We start from the raw sequence: 16731 nt of genomic DNA, 5'->3' as shown, positions 1-16731 counted from the left end.
GGGTCGCCGGCTCAGTCCTCGTCGTCGATCCAGTCGAGGGTGCGGGCGACCGCTTTCTTCCAGCGCCTGTAGCCGCGCTCACGTTGCGGTGGCGACCAGGTCGGGTGCCAGCGCTTCGCTTCGTTCCAGTTCTCGGCGAGTTCGTCGGTGCCGCTCCAGAAGCCGACCGCCAGCCCGGCCGCGTAGGCGGCGCCCAGGGCGGTGGTCTCGGCGACCACCGGGCGCGACACCGGCACGCCGAGGAAGTCGGCCTGCAACTGCATGCACAGCTCGTTGGCGGTGACGCCGCCGTCCACCCGCAGCACGTCCAGCAGGACGCCGGAGTCGGCCTGCATCGCCTCGACCACGTCGCGGGTCTGGTAGCAGATCGATTCCAGCGTCGCCCGCGCGAGATGGGCGTTGGTGCTGTAGCGGGACAGGCCGACGATCGCGCCGCGCGCGTCCGACCGCCAGTAGGGCGCGAACAATCCGGAGAACGCGGGCACGAAGTACACCCCGCCGTTGTCCTCGGCCTGCCGGGCCAGCGACTCGCTCTGCGCCGCACCGGAGATGATGCCCAGCTGGTCGCGCAGCCACTGCACCGCAGAGCCCGTCACCGCGATCGAGCCTTCCAGCGCGTACACCGGCTTCTCCGAGCCGAATCGGTAGGCCACGGTGGTGAGCAGTCCGTGTCGCGATCGCACGATCTCGGTCCCGGTGTTGAGCAACAGGAAGTTGCCGGTGCCGTAGGTATTCTTCGCCTCGCCGGGCCGGAAGCAGACCTGTCCGACGGTGGCGGCCTGCTGGTCGCCGAGTACACCCGCCAGTGGGACCGCGCCCCCGAACGGGCCGTCGGGCCGGGTGAGGCCGAACAGGTCCGGATTCGCCGACGGCGCGATCCTGGGCAGCATCGCGCGCGGCACCCCGAACAAGGCCAGCAGTTCGTCGTCCCAGTCCAATGTCTCCAGGTCCATCAGCATGGTGCGACTGGCGTTGGTCGGGTCGGTGACGTGTACGCCGCCGTCCACCCCGCCGGTCAGCTGCCACAGCAGCCAGCTGTCGGTGGTGCCGAAGAGCGCGTCGCCTCGTTCGGCGTCCCGGGCCACCCCGGGGACGTTGTCGAGGATCCAGCGCAGCTTGCCGCCGGAGAAATAGGTCGCGGGGGGTAGGCCCGCCTTACGCCGGATGGTGTCGCCGTGCCCGGCCCGCTCCAATTCGGCGGCGATGCGATCGGTGCGGGTGTCCTGCCAGACGATCGCGTTGCAGTACGGCCGCCCGGTCCTGCGGTTCCACACCACCGTGGTCTCCCGCTGGTTGGTGACGCCGACCGCGGCGAGGTCGCTCGCGACGAGATCGGCCTTGGTCAGCGTGGTCTGCACGACCGCGCGGGTGCGCTCCCAGATCTCGGTCGGATTGTGCTCCACCCATCCGGGGCGCGGCAGGATCTGCTCGTGCTCGAGTTGGTGGCGTGCGACCTCGTTGCCCCCGTGGTCGAACACCATGAAGCGGGTGCTCGTGGTGCCCTGGTCGATGGCGCCGACGTACCGGCTTCCGCCCCGAGTCATCGCTGAGCCTCCGTTCGCCGCGCAGGCCGCGGGCGCGACCGTGCTCGAAACGGAAACTACGGCGGAATGCCGGACCCGGATAGCGCTGCCATTCGACAATGTCGAACGCTCGGGATGGTCGCGGAGAACGCGATGGCTACCGAGCCCGGCGAGGCGAAGGTATGGCGCAGCTCATACCGCGTGCGCCGGGCGTCGCACACGATTGTCGAATCACGACACGGGGGATAGGTTTCCGGACATGCCGGGTCCGATCCAGTCGATCGAGCGGGCGGCGGCCGTGCTGCGACTGCTGGCCCGCGGCTCCGGTCGTCTCGGCGTCGGCGACATCGCAGGCGCGCTCGACCTGCCCAAGCCGACCGCGCACGGCATCCTGCGCACGCTCCAGGGCGTCGGCTTCGTCGACCAGGACCCGGCGACCGGCAAGTACCAGCTCGGCGCGGCGTTGCCGCACCTGGGCGGCGGGTATCTCGACGCGAACGAGTTGCGCTCCCGCGCGATCAACTGGGCCGACGCGCTGGCGGCGCGCACGGGCGAGGCGGTGCGGATCGGCGCGCCGCTGGACGGCGCGGTGGTCGTGGTCCACCACGTGTTCCGGCCGGACAACACCGAACAGGCGCTCGAACTCGGCGAACTCCTGCCGCCGCACGCCACCGCGCTGGGCAAGGTGCTGCTCGCCTATGACGCCGACCTGGCCGCGACGGTGCGCCGGGTCGAGCCGGCCGCGCTCACGCACCGCACCCTCGTCGACCGCGCCGCGCTCGCCGGGGAACTGGCCGGCGTGCGGCGGGCCGGATGGGCGGGCGACATCGAGGAGTTCCGGACCGGCGAGGCGGGTATCGCGGCGCCGATCCGGGCGCCGGGCGGGCTCGTGGTCGGCGCCATCGGCATCACCGGCGCGGTGGACCGGCTCTGTGACGCGAAGTCGCGGCACCGACCCGCGCTCGTCGGCCGGGTGCTGGACGCCGCACGGGCGGTGTCGCGCGATCTGGGTGCGGGCGACCGACCGCCGTCGCGCCGGTGACCAGCGGATTTCCTCCAGGAGCAGCATGAAGCAGCGTTACGTGCTCGCCATCGATCAGGGCACCACCTCCACGCGGTGCATCCTGTTCGACCAGCGTGCCCGGCTCGTCGGGGTCGCCCAGCGCCCGCACCGGCAGCACTACCCGCGGCCGGGATGGGCCGAGCAGGACGCCGTGGAGATCTGGCGCAACGTCGAGCGGATCGTGCCGCAGGCGCTGCGCGATTCCGGTGTGGCCCCCGATCAGATCGTCGCGCTCGGCATCGCCAACCAGCGCGAGACCACCGTGGTGTGGGACCGCCGCACCGGCACGCCGGTCGGGCGCGCCATCGTGTGGCAGGACGTGCGGACCGAAGAACTGGTCCGGGAACTGGAGGGCAAACCGGGCGCGGGCCGGATCCGCAAACTGTGCGGTCTGCCGCTCGCGAGCTATTTCGCCGCACCGCGACTGCGCTGGATGCTGGACACGATGCCCGGTCTGCGCGAACGCGCCGAGCGGGGCGAGGTGCTGTTCGGCACCATGGAGACCTGGCTGATCTGGAACCTCACCGGCGGTCCGGACGGCGGCCTGCACCGCACCGACGTCACCAACGCAGGCCGTACCCTCCTGATGAACATCGGCACCCTCGCCTGGGACGACGAGCTGCTGGAGTTCTTCGGTATCCCGGCGGGGATGCTGCCGCGCATCCAACCATCGACCGCGTCCTACGGCAGTACGCGCCGGGTGGTGCCGGGCATCCCGATCGCCGCCGCGCTCGGCGACCAGCACGCCGCGTTGTTCGGCCAGACCTGTTTCGCGCGTGGGGAAACCAAGTGCACCTACGGAACGGGCGGATTCCTCATGATGAACACCGGGCGTGAGCTGGTGCGCTCCGGGCACGGCCTGCTCACCACGATCGGCTACCAGATCGGCCCGGAGCCGGTCTACGCGCTGGAGGGCCCGATCGCGGTCACCGGTTCGCTCGTGCAGTGGGTGCGCGACAACATCGGACTCGTCACGAGTGCGCCGGAGATCGAAACCCTCGCGCGCACCGTCGAAGACAATGGCGGCTGCTACGTCGTGCCGGCGTTCTCCGGGCTCTACGCACCGCATTGGCGCAGCGACGCACGCGGTCTCATCGCCGGACTGACCTCCTACATCACCAAGGGCCACATCGCCCGCGCCGTACTGGAGGCCACCGCCTGGCAGACCCGCGACGTGGTGGAGGCGATGAACGCCGATTCGGGCCTGCGCGCCGAGGCGCTGCGCGTGGACGGCGGCATGACCTCCAACAACCTGCTCATGCAGATCGTGGCCGACGTCCTCGACGTTCCGGTGTCGCGTCCGTTCGTCGCCGAGACGGTCTCGCTCGGCGCCGCGTACGCCGCGGGCCTGGCCGTCGGTTACTGGCCGGACCTGGAAGGTCTGCGGAACAATCGGCGCCTTGCCGCGCAATGGGTTCCACGGATGGACCCCGAGCTGCGAGCGGAGGAGTACGACAACTGGAAGCGCGCCGTGGAGCTGACCTTCGGCTGGGTCCGGTCGGCGAAGCGGGCGCGGCGGTGAGTCCGGTCGTGGTGGCGTGCCACCGGGACGAGCGTGTCGGGATGGTGGGTTAGCGTCGGAAACATGCGGCTTCACGTGGGATGTGCGATGTGGACGCACGCGGCTTGGCAGGAAAGGCAGCTCGCGCCGGGGGAGCGGCTGCGCTGGTACGCCACGTGGTGCAATGCGGTCGAAGGCAATACGACCTTCTACGCGACGCCGTCGCGGCGCACGGTGGAATCGTGGGCGAGTCAATGCGATCCCGCGTTCCGGTTCGTCCTCAAGCTGCCCAAGCCGATCACCCACGAACGCAGGCTGAACGGCGTCGAGGAGGATCTGCGCTCGTTCCTCGCCGCGATGGAGCCGCTCGGGGAACGTATCCACGCCCTGTGGGTGCAGCTGCCCGGCTCGTTCGGCCCCACTGATCTCGGTGCGCTGGCCGGATTTCTGCGGCAATTGCCGCGCACCTACCGGGCCGCCGTCGAGGTCCGGCATCCCGCGTTCTTCGCCGACGAGCAGGCGGCGCGCAGGCTGGAATACGTCTTGTCCAGGGTGGGCGCCGAATGGGTTCCGTTCGACACCACCGTGCTTTTCGACGGTCCGCCCACCAGTGCGGCGGAACAGGAGGCGGCGTCGAAGAAGCCGCGGGTGCGGCGCAGGATGCGCGCCCTGACCGAGTACCCGATCGTGCGGTACCACGGCCGCGACGATGTCGACCGCACCGTCGGCGGCTGGCAGCCGTGGGTCGGCACGGTCGCCGAGTGGCTGCGCGAAGGCCGGTCGCCGACGGTGTTCGTGCACACCCCGGACAACGCGGGCTCGCTGGAGCTGGCCCGCCGCTTCCATGACGAGGTCCGCGCCCGGCTGCCACAGCTCGACCCGTTGCCGGAGCCGACACCTGCCGAGCCGATGACCCTCTTCTGACGAGAAGAACGGTCCCGCAGGCGACTCCCGCGGGACCGTCCGGATCACTCAGGACTGCAAACCGACCTCGATTTCGAGGGTGAGCGTGATCTTGTCGCCGATCACCGCGCCGCCGTCGGGCAGGGGCATGTCGATGGTGATGCCGAAGTCGCGGCGGTTGATCACGGTCTTGGCCTCGAAGCCCGCGACCGGCCCGTGGCCCATGCCGGGGTTGACGCCGAGGAACTCTACGTCCAGCGTGACCGGCTTGGTGACGCCGCGGATGGTGAACTCGCCGTCCACGATGAAGTCCTCGCCGTTCACCCGGAAACCGGTGGACTCGAAGGTGGCCACCGGAAACTCCTCGGCCTGGAAGAAGTCCGCGGTGCGCAGGTGCGCGTCGCGCTGTTCGTTGTCGGTGGTGACCGAGTCGACCCGGATCTCGGCCGTGGCCGAGGCGCTGCCGTCCTCGCCGATGACCAGCTTGCCGGAGAAGTCGGTGAAGCGGCCGCGTACCTTGCTGACCATCAGGTGGCGTACCGAGAAGCCCAGGGTGGAGTGGGCGGGGTCGATGGCCCAGGTGCCCGCGGTGAGAGCGTTGGTGGTTCCGGTCGGCATGTTGTTCTCCTTGATGATTGAGAATTGAACTAGTTGGATGGGGGTCGGGTTCGCTCGGTGGGGAAAGGGTCAGTGGGTGTCGAGTAGCTGCGCGAACGGTACCGGGTCGTCGTACGGATCGGCGGCGCGATCGCGCGGTGTGCCGGTCAGCAGGGCGGCGAATTCCGCTGCCGCACGGTCGATCCGGGTGCTCAGTCCACCCGCCGCCGCGGACGCCCAGTCCTCGGACGCCGCGTAGACGGCGGTGGGCGCGACCACCGCGCGCAGGTAGCTGAACATCGGCCGCAGGGCGTGCTCCAGCGCCAGCGAATGGCGCGCCGAGCCGCCGGTCGCCCCGAGCAGCACCGGCATCCCGGCCAGCGCGTCCGGTTCCAGGACGTCGAAGAACGTCTTGAACAGGCCGCTGTAGGACGCGTTGAAGATCGGCGTGACGGCGATCAAGCCGTCGGCGCCGGTCACCGTGTCGATCGTCGCGCGCAGCCCGCCGGGCGCGAACCCGGTCAGCAGGTTGTCGGCCAGATCGCGGGCGTGCTCGCGTACTTCGACCACATCGAATGCCACGTCCGCGCCCGACGCGGTCAGCGCCGCGCCGGTGGCGGCGGCGAGCCGATCGGCGAGTAGTCGGGTCGAGGACGGCTGCGAAAGGCCCGCGGCGACGACGGCGATGCGGGTCATCGGGTCGCCTCCAGTGCGGCGTCACGGGCGGCGACCAGGCTCGCGTGTGTCGGCGCGTCCGGCACGTGCGCCGGGCGCAGAGCCGCGAATTCCTTGCGCAGCACCGGAACCACTTCTTCGCCGAGCAGGTCCAGTTGCTCCAGGACGGTTTTCAGCGGAAGGCCCGCGTGATCCATCAAGAACAGCTGGCGCTGGTAGTCGCCGAACGCCGCGCGGAAGGTGAGCGTCTTGTCGATGACCTCCTGCGGGCTGCCCACCGTGAGCGGGGTCTGCTCGGTGAACTCCTCCAGCGACGGGCCGTGCCCGTACACCGGCGCGTTGTCGAAGTAGGGCCGGAACTCGCGCACCGCGTCCTGGGAGTTCTTGCGCATGAACACCTGTCCGCCCAGGCCGACGATCGCCTGGTCGGCGGAGCCGTGGCCGTAGTGCTCGTAGCGCTGCCGGTACAGCGCGATCAGCCGCTGGAAGTGCTCTTTCGGCCAGAAGATGTTGTTGGCGAAGAATCCGTCGCCGTAGTAGGCCGCCTGCTCGGCGATCTCGGGGCTGCGGATCGAGCCGTGCCAGACGAACGGCGCTACGTCGTCCAGCGGGCGCGGCGTCGAGGTGAACGATTGCAGCGGCGTGCGGAACTTGCCCTCCCAGTCGACCACGTCTTCGCGCCAGAGCCGGTGCAGCAGGTGATAGTTCTCGATCGCCAGCGGGATGCCGTCGCGGATGTCCTTGCCGAACCAGGGGTAGACCGGCCCGGTGTTGCCGCGGCCGAGCATCAGGTCCACCCGGCCCTCGGCGAGGTGTTGCAGCATGGCGAAGTCCTCGGCGATCTTCACCGGGTCGTTCGTGGTGATCAGCGTCGTGGCGGTGGAGAGTTGGAGCCGCTCGGTCCGTGCCGCGATGTAGCCGAGCATGGTGGTCGGCGACGACGGTACGAACGGCCGGTTGTGGTGCTCGCCGGTGGCGAACACGTCCAGCCCGACCTCTTCGGCCTTGCGCGCGATCGTCACCATGGCCGTGATGCGCTCGTGCTCACTGGGCGTCCGGCCGGTCGTGGGGTCGGTCGTCACATCACCGACCGTGAAAATTCCGAACTGCACGACGCCTCCTTCGTTCTCAGTCTGTCTCAATTTGGTGGATATGGCAACCAAAGGAACGGAGTGGGGTACGCGGGTATTCCCGTTCTGGCGATGTGGCGTCGGTTACGGCAGGTATTCCGTCAGCCAGGTGCGGGTGAGTTCGCGGGTGACCAGCGCGCCGGTGTCGAGTTCGGTGGTGCCGAAGGCGTGATCGAGGAAGGGGAGCTCGACATAGCGGTACGGCACGCGCGCGGTCTCCAGGGCCGCGGCGTAGGCGGCGGTGTGCTCGGCGAGCACCAGGTGATCATTGGCGCCCTGGATGAGCAGGGTGGGCGGGGAGTCGCCGGTGACCTGCGCGGCGGCGCCGGTCGCGGTATAGCGGTCGGGGTATCGCTCGGGCGTTCCGCCGAGGTACTGCCGGGCGGCGTCGACGCCGAGCGCGGTCTCGGTGCCCGACGCGGCGAGGTCGACCGCCGGGTACAGCGCCACCGCCGCGCGCACCTTCGGCAGCTCGGCGGCGCTGCCGCAGCTGGGCCGCAGGACACCCGCGTTGACCTTGTTCGCGACGTTGACGGCCAGATTGCCACCCGCCGATTCGCCGAACGTGGCGACTCGCCGCATGTCCAAGTCGTATCGCTGCGCGTTCGCGGCGGCCCAGCTCAGTGCGCAGGCGACATCGGCGTCCGCGGTGTTCCAGCGGTGGCTGCCTTCGTCGGAGAGGCGGTAGTCCACATCGAGGACGGCGTATCCGTTCTCGGCCAGCCAGGTCGTGTAGGCGTCGGTGCCACGGCTGCCCGTGACGAAAGCGCCGCCGTGAATGCTCACCACCAGCGGCGCCGGTCGCGGCCCCGGAGCGGGTAGGTACAGGTCCGCCTGGATCGGCTGTCCGTCGACGGTCGCGTAGGTGACGGTCTCGTCGGGCGCGTCGCCGACGGTGCTGAACGGCACGGCCGGGGCGAACGGGATCCAGACGCCCGCGGCGTCACGCGCCGCGAACACCAGCGTCGCGCTGGTCACCACGGACAGCACCAGGCCGACGGCGGCCACGCCGGTCACCGTGCCCGCGAGGCGCCGTCCGCGCTCGCCCCCGCGAAACACCGTCAGCGCGAGGGCGGTCGCGACCACCGCCAGCACCATGTTCCACGAGCCGAGCGCGTCGCGGACGGCGCCGAGCAAGAGCACGGCCGACTGCACGACCGCGTTGCCGAGCAACGGCATCACCCAGGAAACCGGCAGGATCGCGATCAGTTGCGCGAGCGCGAGATACGCGGCGAGCGCTCCGGCGAGCGCGAGCAGGCCGATGCGGACCAGGCGACGCGGGGTCACGGACTTTCCGGGCACGGTCACGTCCGCTCCTCGCTCGTCGGTCATCAAGGTCTCCGGTTCAGGGTCGGGTTCGCCGGCTCCAACATAGGTCGGTCTTCGTGGCCGCCGGTCTCCGGTGGTGGCGTGCCGGGATGGATTCGGGTAGCCGACTACGCGCGACTTCCGGTGGCCGGTCCGCAGAATCGGTCCCCACAGGATTTCGACCACCGGGTTCTCGAAGGGATGTGCATGGCTGGTTATCAGGATTGGTTGGTGCCTGCTCCGAATCCGGAGCCGCCCTTGGACAGTCGCCGCCGCGCCGAGGCGGAGCCGGTGGCCTGCGATCCGGCACCCGCTCGGGCGCTACCGTGCCGGCCGCGGCCGCACGCGACCTCCAGTCGGTCCAGTGCCGGGATACGCAGCGCGGTGCGGCGAAGCCATGCCGCCACGGCGCAGGCCGAGGACGAGTCACGGTCGGCGGCACGCCGATTCGCCGAGTCGGCGGTGCGAGTCGTCCTCGAGGTGCTCGACCGAAGGAGGCCGGTACCGCAACTGGCCGTCGTCGCCGACGCCACGGTCGTCGCCGCGGTGCGCACGTTGATCGGCGCCGGTCTCGTGCCCGGCCGCGACCTCGGCGTCGCGGTGCCGATGCGGGTGAACGTGGTGCTGGTAGACGCCAAGACCGCCGAGGTCTTCGCCACCTACGGCCGGGGCAGGCGTCATTTCGCCTTGGCCGCGCGCATCGCGCGCACCCGCTCGGCGGGCTGGCGGCTGACGGCGCTGCGCATCCGATGACGCGGTCGGCCGTTCCGGGCTCGCGACCTCGGTGCCGCCACCGCGCGGACCGTCGGCCCCGGCGCGCTCCAGTCGATGCCCTCCGGCGGCAGGTCCTCAGCAGGCGAGGTGCCGACGGGCGACCGCGACTCCGGAGGCCCTCGCCGCCCGGGTCCGTCGCGACCCAGCTGGGCCGGATCGCGATCACCTCGGGCGTCGGCGGAGGCCGGATGGTGCGGCGGGCGGCACCGGCGCTCAGCCGAGCTGAATGGATCGGCGTGCCATGCCGAACCAGTAACCGTCGATGACGGTGCGCAGCGTGCCGAGATCCTCCTCGCCCGCGCCGAGTGCGACGAACAGCGGTGCGAAGTGGTCGGCGCGTGGATGGGCCAGGCTAGCCGCGGGCGCGGTGCGCTCGAAGTCGAGCAGCGCGTCCAGGTCGCGGGCGGCCAGCGTCTCGCGGCCCCACGCGTCGAATTCGGCGGTGAAGGACGGTACGTGCTCGTCGTCGGCGGTCAGCGCGCGCAAATTGTGCGTGAAGAATCCGCTGCCGACGATCAGTACGCCTTCGTCGCGCAGCGGCGCCAGCTTCCGGCCGATGCGCAACAGGACCTGCGGGTCCAGCGTTGGCATGGACAGCTGCAACACCGGGATGTCGGCGCCCGGATACATCTCCTTCAATGGCACGTAGGCGCCGTGATCGAGCCCGCGATCCGGGACGTCCGCCACCGCGGCGCCCGGTCCGCGCAACAGGTTTCGCACCTTGTCGGCCAGTTCGGGCGCGCCCGGCGCGGCATAACGCACCTGGTAATACCGCTCCGGAAAGCCCCAGAAGTCGTAGACCAGCGGTACCGTCCGGGTGGCGCCGAGCGCGATCGGCGCGGCCTCCCAGTGCGCGGAGACGATCAGGACGGCGCGGGGCCGCGGCAACGCGCGCGACCACGCCGCCAGTTCGGCGGGCCACCTCTCGTGGTCGGCCAGCGGCGGAGCGCCATGCGAGAGATACAGCACCGGCATTCTCTCGGCGGCCACGGTCATAGTGCTCCTCCCGGCTCGGTCGTTCAGGTAGTTCAAATTCGAACTCGACTGTAGCTGGTTGTTCAAATTTGAACAATAGCGATAGGGTGGAGCCGTGGAGACCACGTGGCTGAACGTCCGCGAGATGGCGGTGTGGCAGAACTTCCTGGCGGCCGGCGCGCTGGTGGGTCGCGAGGTGGAGCGGCAGCTCAAGGGGGAAGGGCTGTCGCACACCCAGTACGAGGTGCTCGTGCGGCTCGCGGACGCGCCGGAGGGCCGCCTGCGGATGACCGAACTCGCCGAGGCGCTCTACACCTCCAAAAGCGGTCTGACCTATCAGGTGACGCAGTTGGAGAAGGCCGGGTTGCTGGTACGCGAGGCCTGTCCGACCGACGTGCGCGGGGTCATCGCCGTACTCACCGCGGCGGGCAGGGAAAGGCTGGCCGAGGTCGCGCCGGGCCATGTCGCGACCGTCCGCCGCGTCCTCGTCGACGTGCTCACCGACGCGCAGCAGGGCGCTGTCGCGGACAGTCTGGGCGAGGTCGCGCGGCGGCTCGCTCCCTGACTCAGGCCAGCGACGCGAGCCAGTCGTGCATCCACGACAGCGCGGTCGCTCCGCCTCCCACGGGGTAGTTGCCGTAGGCGGTGTGCGCTTCGGAGCGGTAGAACTCGTCCAGCAGCCGAGCCCGTTCCTGGTTCGCCGACTCCGAGAGCTGGCTCTGCAAAAGGGGAATTCCGCCGTTGGACATCAGGTCGCCGAGGATGGCGCCCATTTCCATCTGGTAGCGCCACAGGTAGGCCGGATCGGGGTGGGAGGTCTGGGCCAGGAAGCCCGCGAAGCGGGTCACGAAATCGTCCGACGCCGTGGTGCAGTACAGATCGCCGATCGCGCAGATGGTGCGGGTCTGCGGGGTGAGGAGACCGAACCCGCCGATGCGCGGACCGCCCGCGCCCGCGCCGCCGACCGGTGGACCGACCAGCGCGTCGGTGGGGGAGCGGCGGGGATCGGAGATGAGCCCCACCGCGGCGATCCGATGCGGCGGCACGACGCCGAGCCCGGTGCCGATCTCGGCGGCGAGATCACCGGCGGCGTCCGCGCCCTGGCTGTAGCCCAGCAGCGCGATCCTGGTCGCGCCGCACTCCCGGCCCATCGCCGCGATCATGCCGCGCGCGTTGTCGACGGCCTCCCGTTTGGAGGCGCCGTATACCTCGCTCTCCCAAGGGAAGGCGGTCGCTGCGTAACTCACGTAGTCCACCCACGCCGAGGACGGCAGGCCGCGGGTGACTCCGGCCAGCATTCCGGGCCCGGGGCGCTCACCGTCCGCGGTGGTCTCCCATGTTCCCGGGATCGCCACCACGTACAGACTCGGGCAATCCGGTGCGGCGACGGCGGGTCCGCTGCCCGGTCCCACACACGACAGCGCCATCACCGCGAAACCGATGGCCGCCGAGATCAACTTCGATCGCATGGCGTTTGCTCCTGGTAGTACAGGCGCCGCAGGCGCTCCCCGGCAGGAATCGGCCTCGGCGGGCGCCGTGCGGTGGTCGGACCCGGCCCCGTCGAAGGCTGCATTGAGACTCGTTGGTCTCAAAGTGCAGCCAGGATAGCGACAGTGTGGGAGAGTGCACAATCGGAGTCTGAAGTGACGCGTATCACAGCCGATTCGGCACCATCGGCGCTCGCCGATTGCTAGTGGCCCTGTGCGAGAAGAACTGTCATGGCCTCCGCCCATCGATCGATGGTTGCCGCGGCGGCGCGCTCGGAGGTGCGCAGCGGCCGGGACATCGCGGTGCCGCGCAGTATCGCGATGGTGAGGTCGCGGACGGCCGGGTAGCGCGGATGGGCGGCCATGTCCGGACCGAACAGTGCGTCCACCACGCGCCGCAAGTCGCGCCCGGCTTTTCGTTCGGCCGCGCGCAACGCCTCGGCAAGCGCCGGATCGGTCCGCGCGGCCGCCCACAGTTCGAACTCGGCTTGCGCCGCCGGGCGCGCCATCGACTCGTACAGGGCGGTCAAGGCGCGGCGTAGGGGATCGGTCCCCGTGCCGAGCCCGGCCGCGACCTCTCGCACCGCCGCCTCGTTGCGTGCGACCAGATGTCCGACCAGTTCGCCGATCAACGCGCCGAGCGTCGGGAAGTGATGCAGCAGCGCCCCGCGGCTCACGCTCGCGGCCCGCTGCACGGACAACGTGGACAGCGCCCGGTAGCCCTGCTCGGCCAGCAGGTCGGCGGCGGCATCGAGGATGCGAACGCGGGTCGCCCGCTTCTGTTCCTCGCGTCGTCCGGCCATACCAGCTCCTCCCGTCGGCGCGACATTTTCACAGTCAATGTTGACTGTCAAATGGTGGGTGCGCCAGACTGCGGAGACCGGTTCGCACCAGCGTCGAAGGGAAAGCGATGACCGACAGTGACAGCCAGGCCGACAGCGGGGCGGGCGCGTGGTATCGCAATTGGACCGAGACACCGGATACCCCGTGGGCCGGACGCCCCGACCCGGACGACGCCCGCGAGTACCGGACGCTGACCTACGAGCGGGACGGCCGCATCGCCCGCATCACCTTCGACCGGCCGGAGAAAGGCAACGCGATCACGCCCGATACGCCGCACGACCTGGCACACGCGGTCGAACGCGCGGATCTGGACCCGCGAGTGCACGTGATCCTGGTATCCGGGCGCGGCAAGGGATTCTGCGGCGGCTACGACCTGAGCATGTTCGCCGAGCAGAGTTTCGCGGTGACGGGCGGGCCCGATGAGGTGGCGGGAACGGTCGTCGATCCGGTGGTGCAGGGCCGCAATCACGATCCGGCGCGGACCTGGGATCCGATGATCGACTACGCGATGATGAGCCGGTTCAACCGCGGTTTCGCCAGCCTGATGCAGGCGAACAAGCCGACCGTGGCCAAGCTGCACGGCTTCGCCGTCGCGGGCGGCAGCGACATCGCGCTGTTCGCCGACCAGATCATCTGTGCCGACGACACGAAGATCGGCTACCCGCCCACCCGGGTCTGGGGCGTCCCGGCGGCGGGCATGTGGGCGCATCGCCTCGGTGACCAGCGCGCCAAGCGCCTGCTGTTCACCGGCGACTGCCTCACCGGGAAGCAGGCGGTGGAATGGGGCCTGGCCATCGAATCCTGGCCGGCCGCCGAACTCGACGCGCGCACCGAGGAATTCGTCGCCCGGATCGCGTGCATGCCGGTCAACCAGCTGATTATGGCCAAGCTGGCGCTCAACTCGGCGCTGTACGCACAGGGGGTGGCCAACTCCGGCATGATCAGCACCGTCTTCGACGGCATCTCCCGGCACACCAGCGAGGGATACGCCTTCCAGACGCGTGCCGCCACAACCGGTTTCCGCGAGGCGGTCCGGGAACGCGACGAGCCGTTCGGCGATCACAAACGGCATCGGGCGCAGGAGTGAACCCCTGCTGAGCCGCGCGGAAATTCGCACAGCGGCCGACGCATCGGGTCCGCGCAGGAGCGAAACCGGGCATCGACTCCAGCTCAGGGGTGGAGGACATCGCGCCCGTCTCCTCGGCGGTGTACCGGTGCTGCCGAACGAGGTCGCCGGCACCGAGATCCTCAGCGCCCGTCGGCTCGGGATCGCGGAGCCAGTGCGAGCTGCGACGCCCCTCGATCAGCGCGAGCGGAAACGACAAGGGGCGGTGGCCGCATCGCCACCGCCCCTTCCGAGCGCTCCGCCGGATCGTCAGCGGGCGGGCGGGACGTTTCCGGTCGCCTCTTCCTCGATGCTGCTGTAACCGAGCCGCACATCGTGCGCGACTTCGCCGCCGCTCACCGTGACCTGGCTGGTCACCGGCGGATACCCGCGCGCGACGATCGTGTAGTCGCCTTCGGCGAGATCCGTGACGACATAACGCCCGTTCTCGTCGGTGCGCGTCGTCGCGGTCGGCACGCCCGCGGCGTCGAGCACGCTGATCTGTACGTCCGGGACCGCCCGGCCGCCGTCCGACCACGCCGACCCGGCCAGCACCGCCATCGGCGTGAGTTCGATGTCGTGGTGCAGCAGCCCGCTGTCCGGCACGGTCAGCGCGGCCGCGCTGGGACGCATGTGTTCGGCGACCGCGACCAGGGTGTACGTGCCGGGCACCACGCCGTGGCACAGGTAAGCGCCGTCGGCCGCCGCGGTGGCCGAGCCGACCACCTCGCCGTCGAGGTCGGTCAGCGTGATGGTCGCGCCGGGCAGCGGCTCGCCTTGCCTGCCGGACCGGACCACACCGGACAACTCGCCGGAGCCGAGCAGGGTGATGTCGAGTTGCTGCGGACGGTCGGCGACGGTGACGTTCACCGCGGCGGGCTGATGCCCGGCGGCCGAGACGATCAGCACGTAGCCGCCCGCGTCGGGCGCGCCGAGGAGGTAACCGCCGTCGGCGCCGCCGCCCGTGCGCGCGGCCTGCCGCCCGTGCTGGTCGATCAGCGTGAGCGCGGCCGCGGGCACCGGACGGCCGTCCTCGCGATGGACATAGCCGCTGAGCGAACGCCCTTCGTGCTCAGCGCTGTCGAAGCTCGCCCGAGGTTCGCGCCGGTGTGCGCCGTTGCTCGCGGGATCGCCCGCGCCGTAGCCGCCCGCGGCCGCGGCGAGCACCGGTTCCGGCTCCGACAGCGCCTGCGCGGCGCCTTCCCAGACCCGATCCGCGTCCCAGTGCGACTCGGCGGCTTCCGGCTCCTCGAGCGGCGTCTGCGCGACAGGCGCCGGAGCGTCCTGCAGCGGAATCTCCTTCATGAACATCAGCACCACGCAGGCCAGCAGCGCGACCCCGGCCGCTGTGTAGAACACGCCGTGCATGGAGTCGGTGAAGCCGGTGAGGATCGGCACCTTCAGCACGTCGGGCAGCGCCGCGATGCCGCTGGTGTTGGACTGCATGCCGCTGAGCTGGTCGGCGCCGAACCCGGGCGGCAGCGCGCCGCCGAACGCGTCGATGATCCGGTTCGGCAGCAGGTTGAACAGGATGGTCAGGAACACCGCTACGCCGAGCGTGCCGCCCATCTGCCGGAAGAACGTGGCCGCGGCGGTGGAAACACCCATGTCCTTACGCGGTCCGGCGTTCTGCGCCGCGATGATCAGCGTCTGCATGCAACAGCCGAGCCCGAGCCCGATCACCGCGCCGATCGCCAGCGGCTGCCACAGCGGGCTGTCGTAGTGCACCTGCGCGTACAGGGCCGCACCGACCGCGACGATGAATGTGCCCGCCACCGGCAGGATCTTGTAGCGTCCCGTCTGCTTGGTGATCCGCCCCGCCGCCTGCGAGCCGACGGTGATGCCGAGCACCAGCGGCAACATGAGCAGGCCCGCCTTCGTCGGCGAGTAGCCGCGCACGACCTGGAAGTACTGCGGAACCATGGTGATCGCGCCGAACATCGCCACACCGACGATGAATCCACCGGCGATGGTGACGCTGAAGGTCGAGTTCCGGAACAGCCGCAAGGGGATCAGCGCCGAGTCCTTCATCAGGAACTCCACCAGGACGAACAGCGCCAGCCCCGCCGCCCCGATGCCGTAGCAGAGCAGCGACTTCTCCGACGACCATCCCCAGTGGCGTCCCTGTTCGGCGACGATCAGCAGCGGTACCACGCCGATCGTCAGCGTCAGCGCGCCGAACCAGTCGATCCGGTGGTGCTGGCGCTGATGCGGCACGTTGAGCACCTTGGCCACCACGAGCAGGGCCAGCAGGCCGACCGGGACGTTCACTAGGAACACCCACCGCCAGCCCTCGATGCCGCCGAGTTCTTCGTAGTCGGAGAAGAAGCCGCCGAGCACCGGGCCGAGCACCGTCGCGGTGCCGAAGACCATCATGAAATAGCCCTGATAGCGCACCCGTTCCCGCACCGGGACGATATCGCCGATGATGGTGAACGCCAGCGACATCAGTCCGCCCGCGCCCAGGCCCTGGAACGCGCGGAACGCGGCGAGCTGGTACATCGAGTCGGCGAAGGTGCACGCCACCGAGCCGATGACGAACAGTCCGATCGCCGTGAGATAGAACGGTTTGCGGCCGTAGATGTCGGCCAGTTTGCCGTATAGCGGCGTGGTGATCGTCGCGGTGATCAGGTAAGCGGTGGTCGCCCACGCCTGCTCGTCGAAACCGTGCAGATCGTTGGCGATCTTGACGATCGCGACGCTGACGATGTTCTGGTCGAGCGCGGCCAGGAACATGCCGAGCAACAGCCCGGACAGGATGGTCAGGATCTGCCGGTGCGACAGTGACGTGTCCGCGCCTGCGTCCGGGTTCCGCGGAGCCCGGGTGGTGGAGTTCGTCATGAATGA

At 70.0% G+C, this 16731-nt stretch carries 15 protein-coding genes; 6 read left to right on the top strand and 9 right to left on the bottom strand.

Annotated elements, in window-relative coordinates; genetic code table 11:
• Positions 1–11 precede the first annotated feature (11 nt).
• Positions 12–1544 carry a glycerol kinase GlpK gene (gene glpK / locus ACZ6DL_RS28395; RefSeq protein ID WP_466055652.1) on the bottom strand — a complete coding sequence of 511 codons (1533 nt, stop codon included), beginning with the start codon at positions 1542–1544 and terminating at the stop codon, positions 12–14.
• A gap of 238 nt (positions 1545–1782) precedes the next feature.
• Here glpK (ACZ6DL_RS28395) and ACZ6DL_RS28390 point away from each other — a divergent pair, with 238 nt between their 5' ends.
• From ACZ6DL_RS28390 to ACZ6DL_RS28380, 3 genes are all read left to right on the top strand, one after another.
• The gene (locus ACZ6DL_RS28390; protein ID WP_466055650.1) at positions 1783–2565 is read left to right on the top strand and encodes an IclR family transcriptional regulator; all 783 of its coding nucleotides are present in this window, start codon (positions 1783–1785) and stop codon (positions 2563–2565) included.
• 25 nt (positions 2566–2590) lie between these two features.
• Positions 2591–4108 (top strand): glycerol kinase GlpK, encoded by a 1518-nt coding sequence (gene glpK / locus ACZ6DL_RS28385; protein ID WP_466055648.1) that lies wholly within the window; start codon positions 2591–2593, stop codon positions 4106–4108.
• 63 nt (positions 4109–4171) lie between these two features.
• Positions 4172–5011 (top strand): DUF72 domain-containing protein, encoded by an 840-nt coding sequence (locus tag ACZ6DL_RS28380; protein ID WP_466055646.1) that lies wholly within the window; start codon positions 4172–4174, stop codon positions 5009–5011.
• Between the two features lie 48 nt (positions 5012–5059).
• Here the strand turns inward: ACZ6DL_RS28380 and ACZ6DL_RS28375 are convergent, their stop codons facing one another.
• The 4 genes from ACZ6DL_RS28375 to ACZ6DL_RS28360 form a co-directional block, all read right to left on the bottom strand.
• Entirely contained in the window at positions 5060–5608 is a 549-nt protein-coding gene (locus tag ACZ6DL_RS28375; RefSeq protein WP_393236751.1) for a YceI family protein, read from the bottom strand.
• A 69-nt stretch (positions 5609–5677) separates the two neighbouring features.
• On the bottom strand, positions 5678–6283 hold the full coding sequence (locus tag ACZ6DL_RS28370) for an FMN reductase (protein ID WP_466055644.1): 606 nt from the start codon (positions 6281–6283) through the stop codon (positions 5678–5680).
• Complete coding sequence (locus ACZ6DL_RS28365; RefSeq protein WP_466055642.1) at positions 6280–7374, bottom strand: LLM class flavin-dependent oxidoreductase; 1095 nt, start codon at positions 7372–7374, stop codon at positions 6280–6282. Before ACZ6DL_RS28365 ends, ACZ6DL_RS28370 begins: the two co-directional genes overlap by 4 nt.
• Positions 7375–7476: 102 nt before the next feature.
• Positions 7477–8724 carry an alpha/beta hydrolase gene (locus tag ACZ6DL_RS28360; protein ID WP_466055640.1) on the bottom strand — a complete coding sequence of 416 codons (1248 nt, stop codon included), beginning with the start codon at positions 8722–8724 and terminating at the stop codon, positions 7477–7479.
• A gap of 360 nt (positions 8725–9084) precedes the next feature.
• Between ACZ6DL_RS28360 and ACZ6DL_RS28355 the strand changes: the two genes are divergently transcribed.
• Positions 9085–9453, top strand: a complete 369-nt coding sequence (locus ACZ6DL_RS28355; RefSeq protein ID WP_466055638.1) for an Rv3235 family protein — start codon at positions 9085–9087, stop codon at positions 9451–9453.
• 234 nt (positions 9454–9687) lie between these two features.
• Here the strand turns inward: ACZ6DL_RS28355 and ACZ6DL_RS28350 are convergent, their stop codons facing one another.
• Entirely contained in the window at positions 9688–10470 is a 783-nt protein-coding gene (locus ACZ6DL_RS28350) for a dioxygenase family protein (RefSeq protein ID WP_466055636.1), read from the bottom strand.
• A gap of 94 nt (positions 10471–10564) precedes the next feature.
• Here ACZ6DL_RS28350 and ACZ6DL_RS28345 point away from each other — a divergent pair, with 94 nt between their 5' ends.
• Positions 10565–11014, top strand: coding sequence for a MarR family winged helix-turn-helix transcriptional regulator (locus tag ACZ6DL_RS28345; protein ID WP_466055634.1), 450 nt, complete (start codon positions 10565–10567; stop codon positions 11012–11014).
• 1 nt (position 11015) lies between these two features.
• On the opposite strand, the gene ACZ6DL_RS28340 is transcribed toward ACZ6DL_RS28345, so the two are convergent.
• Positions 11016–11918, bottom strand: coding sequence for a cutinase family protein (locus ACZ6DL_RS28340; protein WP_466055632.1), 903 nt, complete (start codon positions 11916–11918; stop codon positions 11016–11018).
• Positions 11919–12139: 221 nt separating this feature from the next.
• Entirely contained in the window at positions 12140–12739 is a 600-nt protein-coding gene (locus ACZ6DL_RS28335; protein ID WP_466055630.1) for a TetR/AcrR family transcriptional regulator, read from the bottom strand.
• A gap of 107 nt (positions 12740–12846) precedes the next feature.
• Here ACZ6DL_RS28335 and ACZ6DL_RS28330 point away from each other — a divergent pair, with 107 nt between their 5' ends.
• On the top strand, positions 12847–13866 hold the full coding sequence (locus tag ACZ6DL_RS28330; protein ID WP_466055629.1) for a crotonase/enoyl-CoA hydratase family protein: 1020 nt from the start codon (positions 12847–12849) through the stop codon (positions 13864–13866).
• A gap of 288 nt (positions 13867–14154) precedes the next feature.
• Here the strand turns inward: ACZ6DL_RS28330 and ACZ6DL_RS28325 are convergent, their stop codons facing one another.
• The gene (locus ACZ6DL_RS28325; RefSeq protein ID WP_466055627.1) at positions 14155–16725 is read right to left on the bottom strand and encodes an MFS transporter; all 2571 of its coding nucleotides are present in this window, start codon (positions 16723–16725) and stop codon (positions 14155–14157) included.
• Positions 16726–16731 lie beyond the last annotated feature (6 nt).

It is taken from the genome of Nocardia sp. NPDC041819, from assembly GCF_055590505.1.
This window is presented reverse-complemented; position numbering and strand designations above follow the sequence as displayed.

Excerpts from the sequence above, each read along its gene's own strand:
- glpK (WP_466055652.1), bottom strand. The coding sequence starts at position 1,544 with ATGACTCGGGGCGGAAGCCGGTACGTCGGCGCCATCGACCAGGGCACC.
- ACZ6DL_RS28390 (WP_466055650.1), top strand. The coding sequence starts at position 1,783 with ATGCCGGGTCCGATCCAGTCGATCGAGCGGGCGGCGGCCGTGCTGCGA.
- glpK (WP_466055648.1), top strand. The coding sequence starts at position 2,591 with ATGAAGCAGCGTTACGTGCTCGCCATCGATCAGGGCACCACCTCCACG.
- ACZ6DL_RS28380 (WP_466055646.1), top strand. The coding sequence starts at position 4,172 with ATGCGGCTTCACGTGGGATGTGCGATGTGGACGCACGCGGCTTGGCAG.
- ACZ6DL_RS28375 (WP_393236751.1), bottom strand. The coding sequence starts at position 5,608 with ATGCCGACCGGAACCACCAACGCTCTCACCGCGGGCACCTGGGCCATC.
- ACZ6DL_RS28370 (WP_466055644.1), bottom strand. The coding sequence starts at position 6,283 with ATGACCCGCATCGCCGTCGTCGCCGCGGGCCTTTCGCAGCCGTCCTCG.
- ACZ6DL_RS28360 (WP_466055640.1), bottom strand. The coding sequence starts at position 8,724 with ATGACCGACGAGCGAGGAGCGGACGTGACCGTGCCCGGAAAGTCCGTG.
- ACZ6DL_RS28350 (WP_466055636.1), bottom strand. The coding sequence starts at position 10,470 with ATGACCGTGGCCGCCGAGAGAATGCCGGTGCTGTATCTCTCGCATGGC.
- ACZ6DL_RS28340 (WP_466055632.1), bottom strand. The coding sequence starts at position 11,918 with ATGCGATCGAAGTTGATCTCGGCGGCCATCGGTTTCGCGGTGATGGCG.
- ACZ6DL_RS28335 (WP_466055630.1), bottom strand. The coding sequence starts at position 12,739 with ATGGCCGGACGACGCGAGGAACAGAAGCGGGCGACCCGCGTTCGCATC.
- ACZ6DL_RS28330 (WP_466055629.1), top strand. The coding sequence starts at position 12,847 with ATGACCGACAGTGACAGCCAGGCCGACAGCGGGGCGGGCGCGTGGTAT.
- ACZ6DL_RS28325 (WP_466055627.1), bottom strand. The coding sequence starts at position 16,725 with ATGACGAACTCCACCACCCGGGCTCCGCGGAACCCGGACGCAGGCGCG.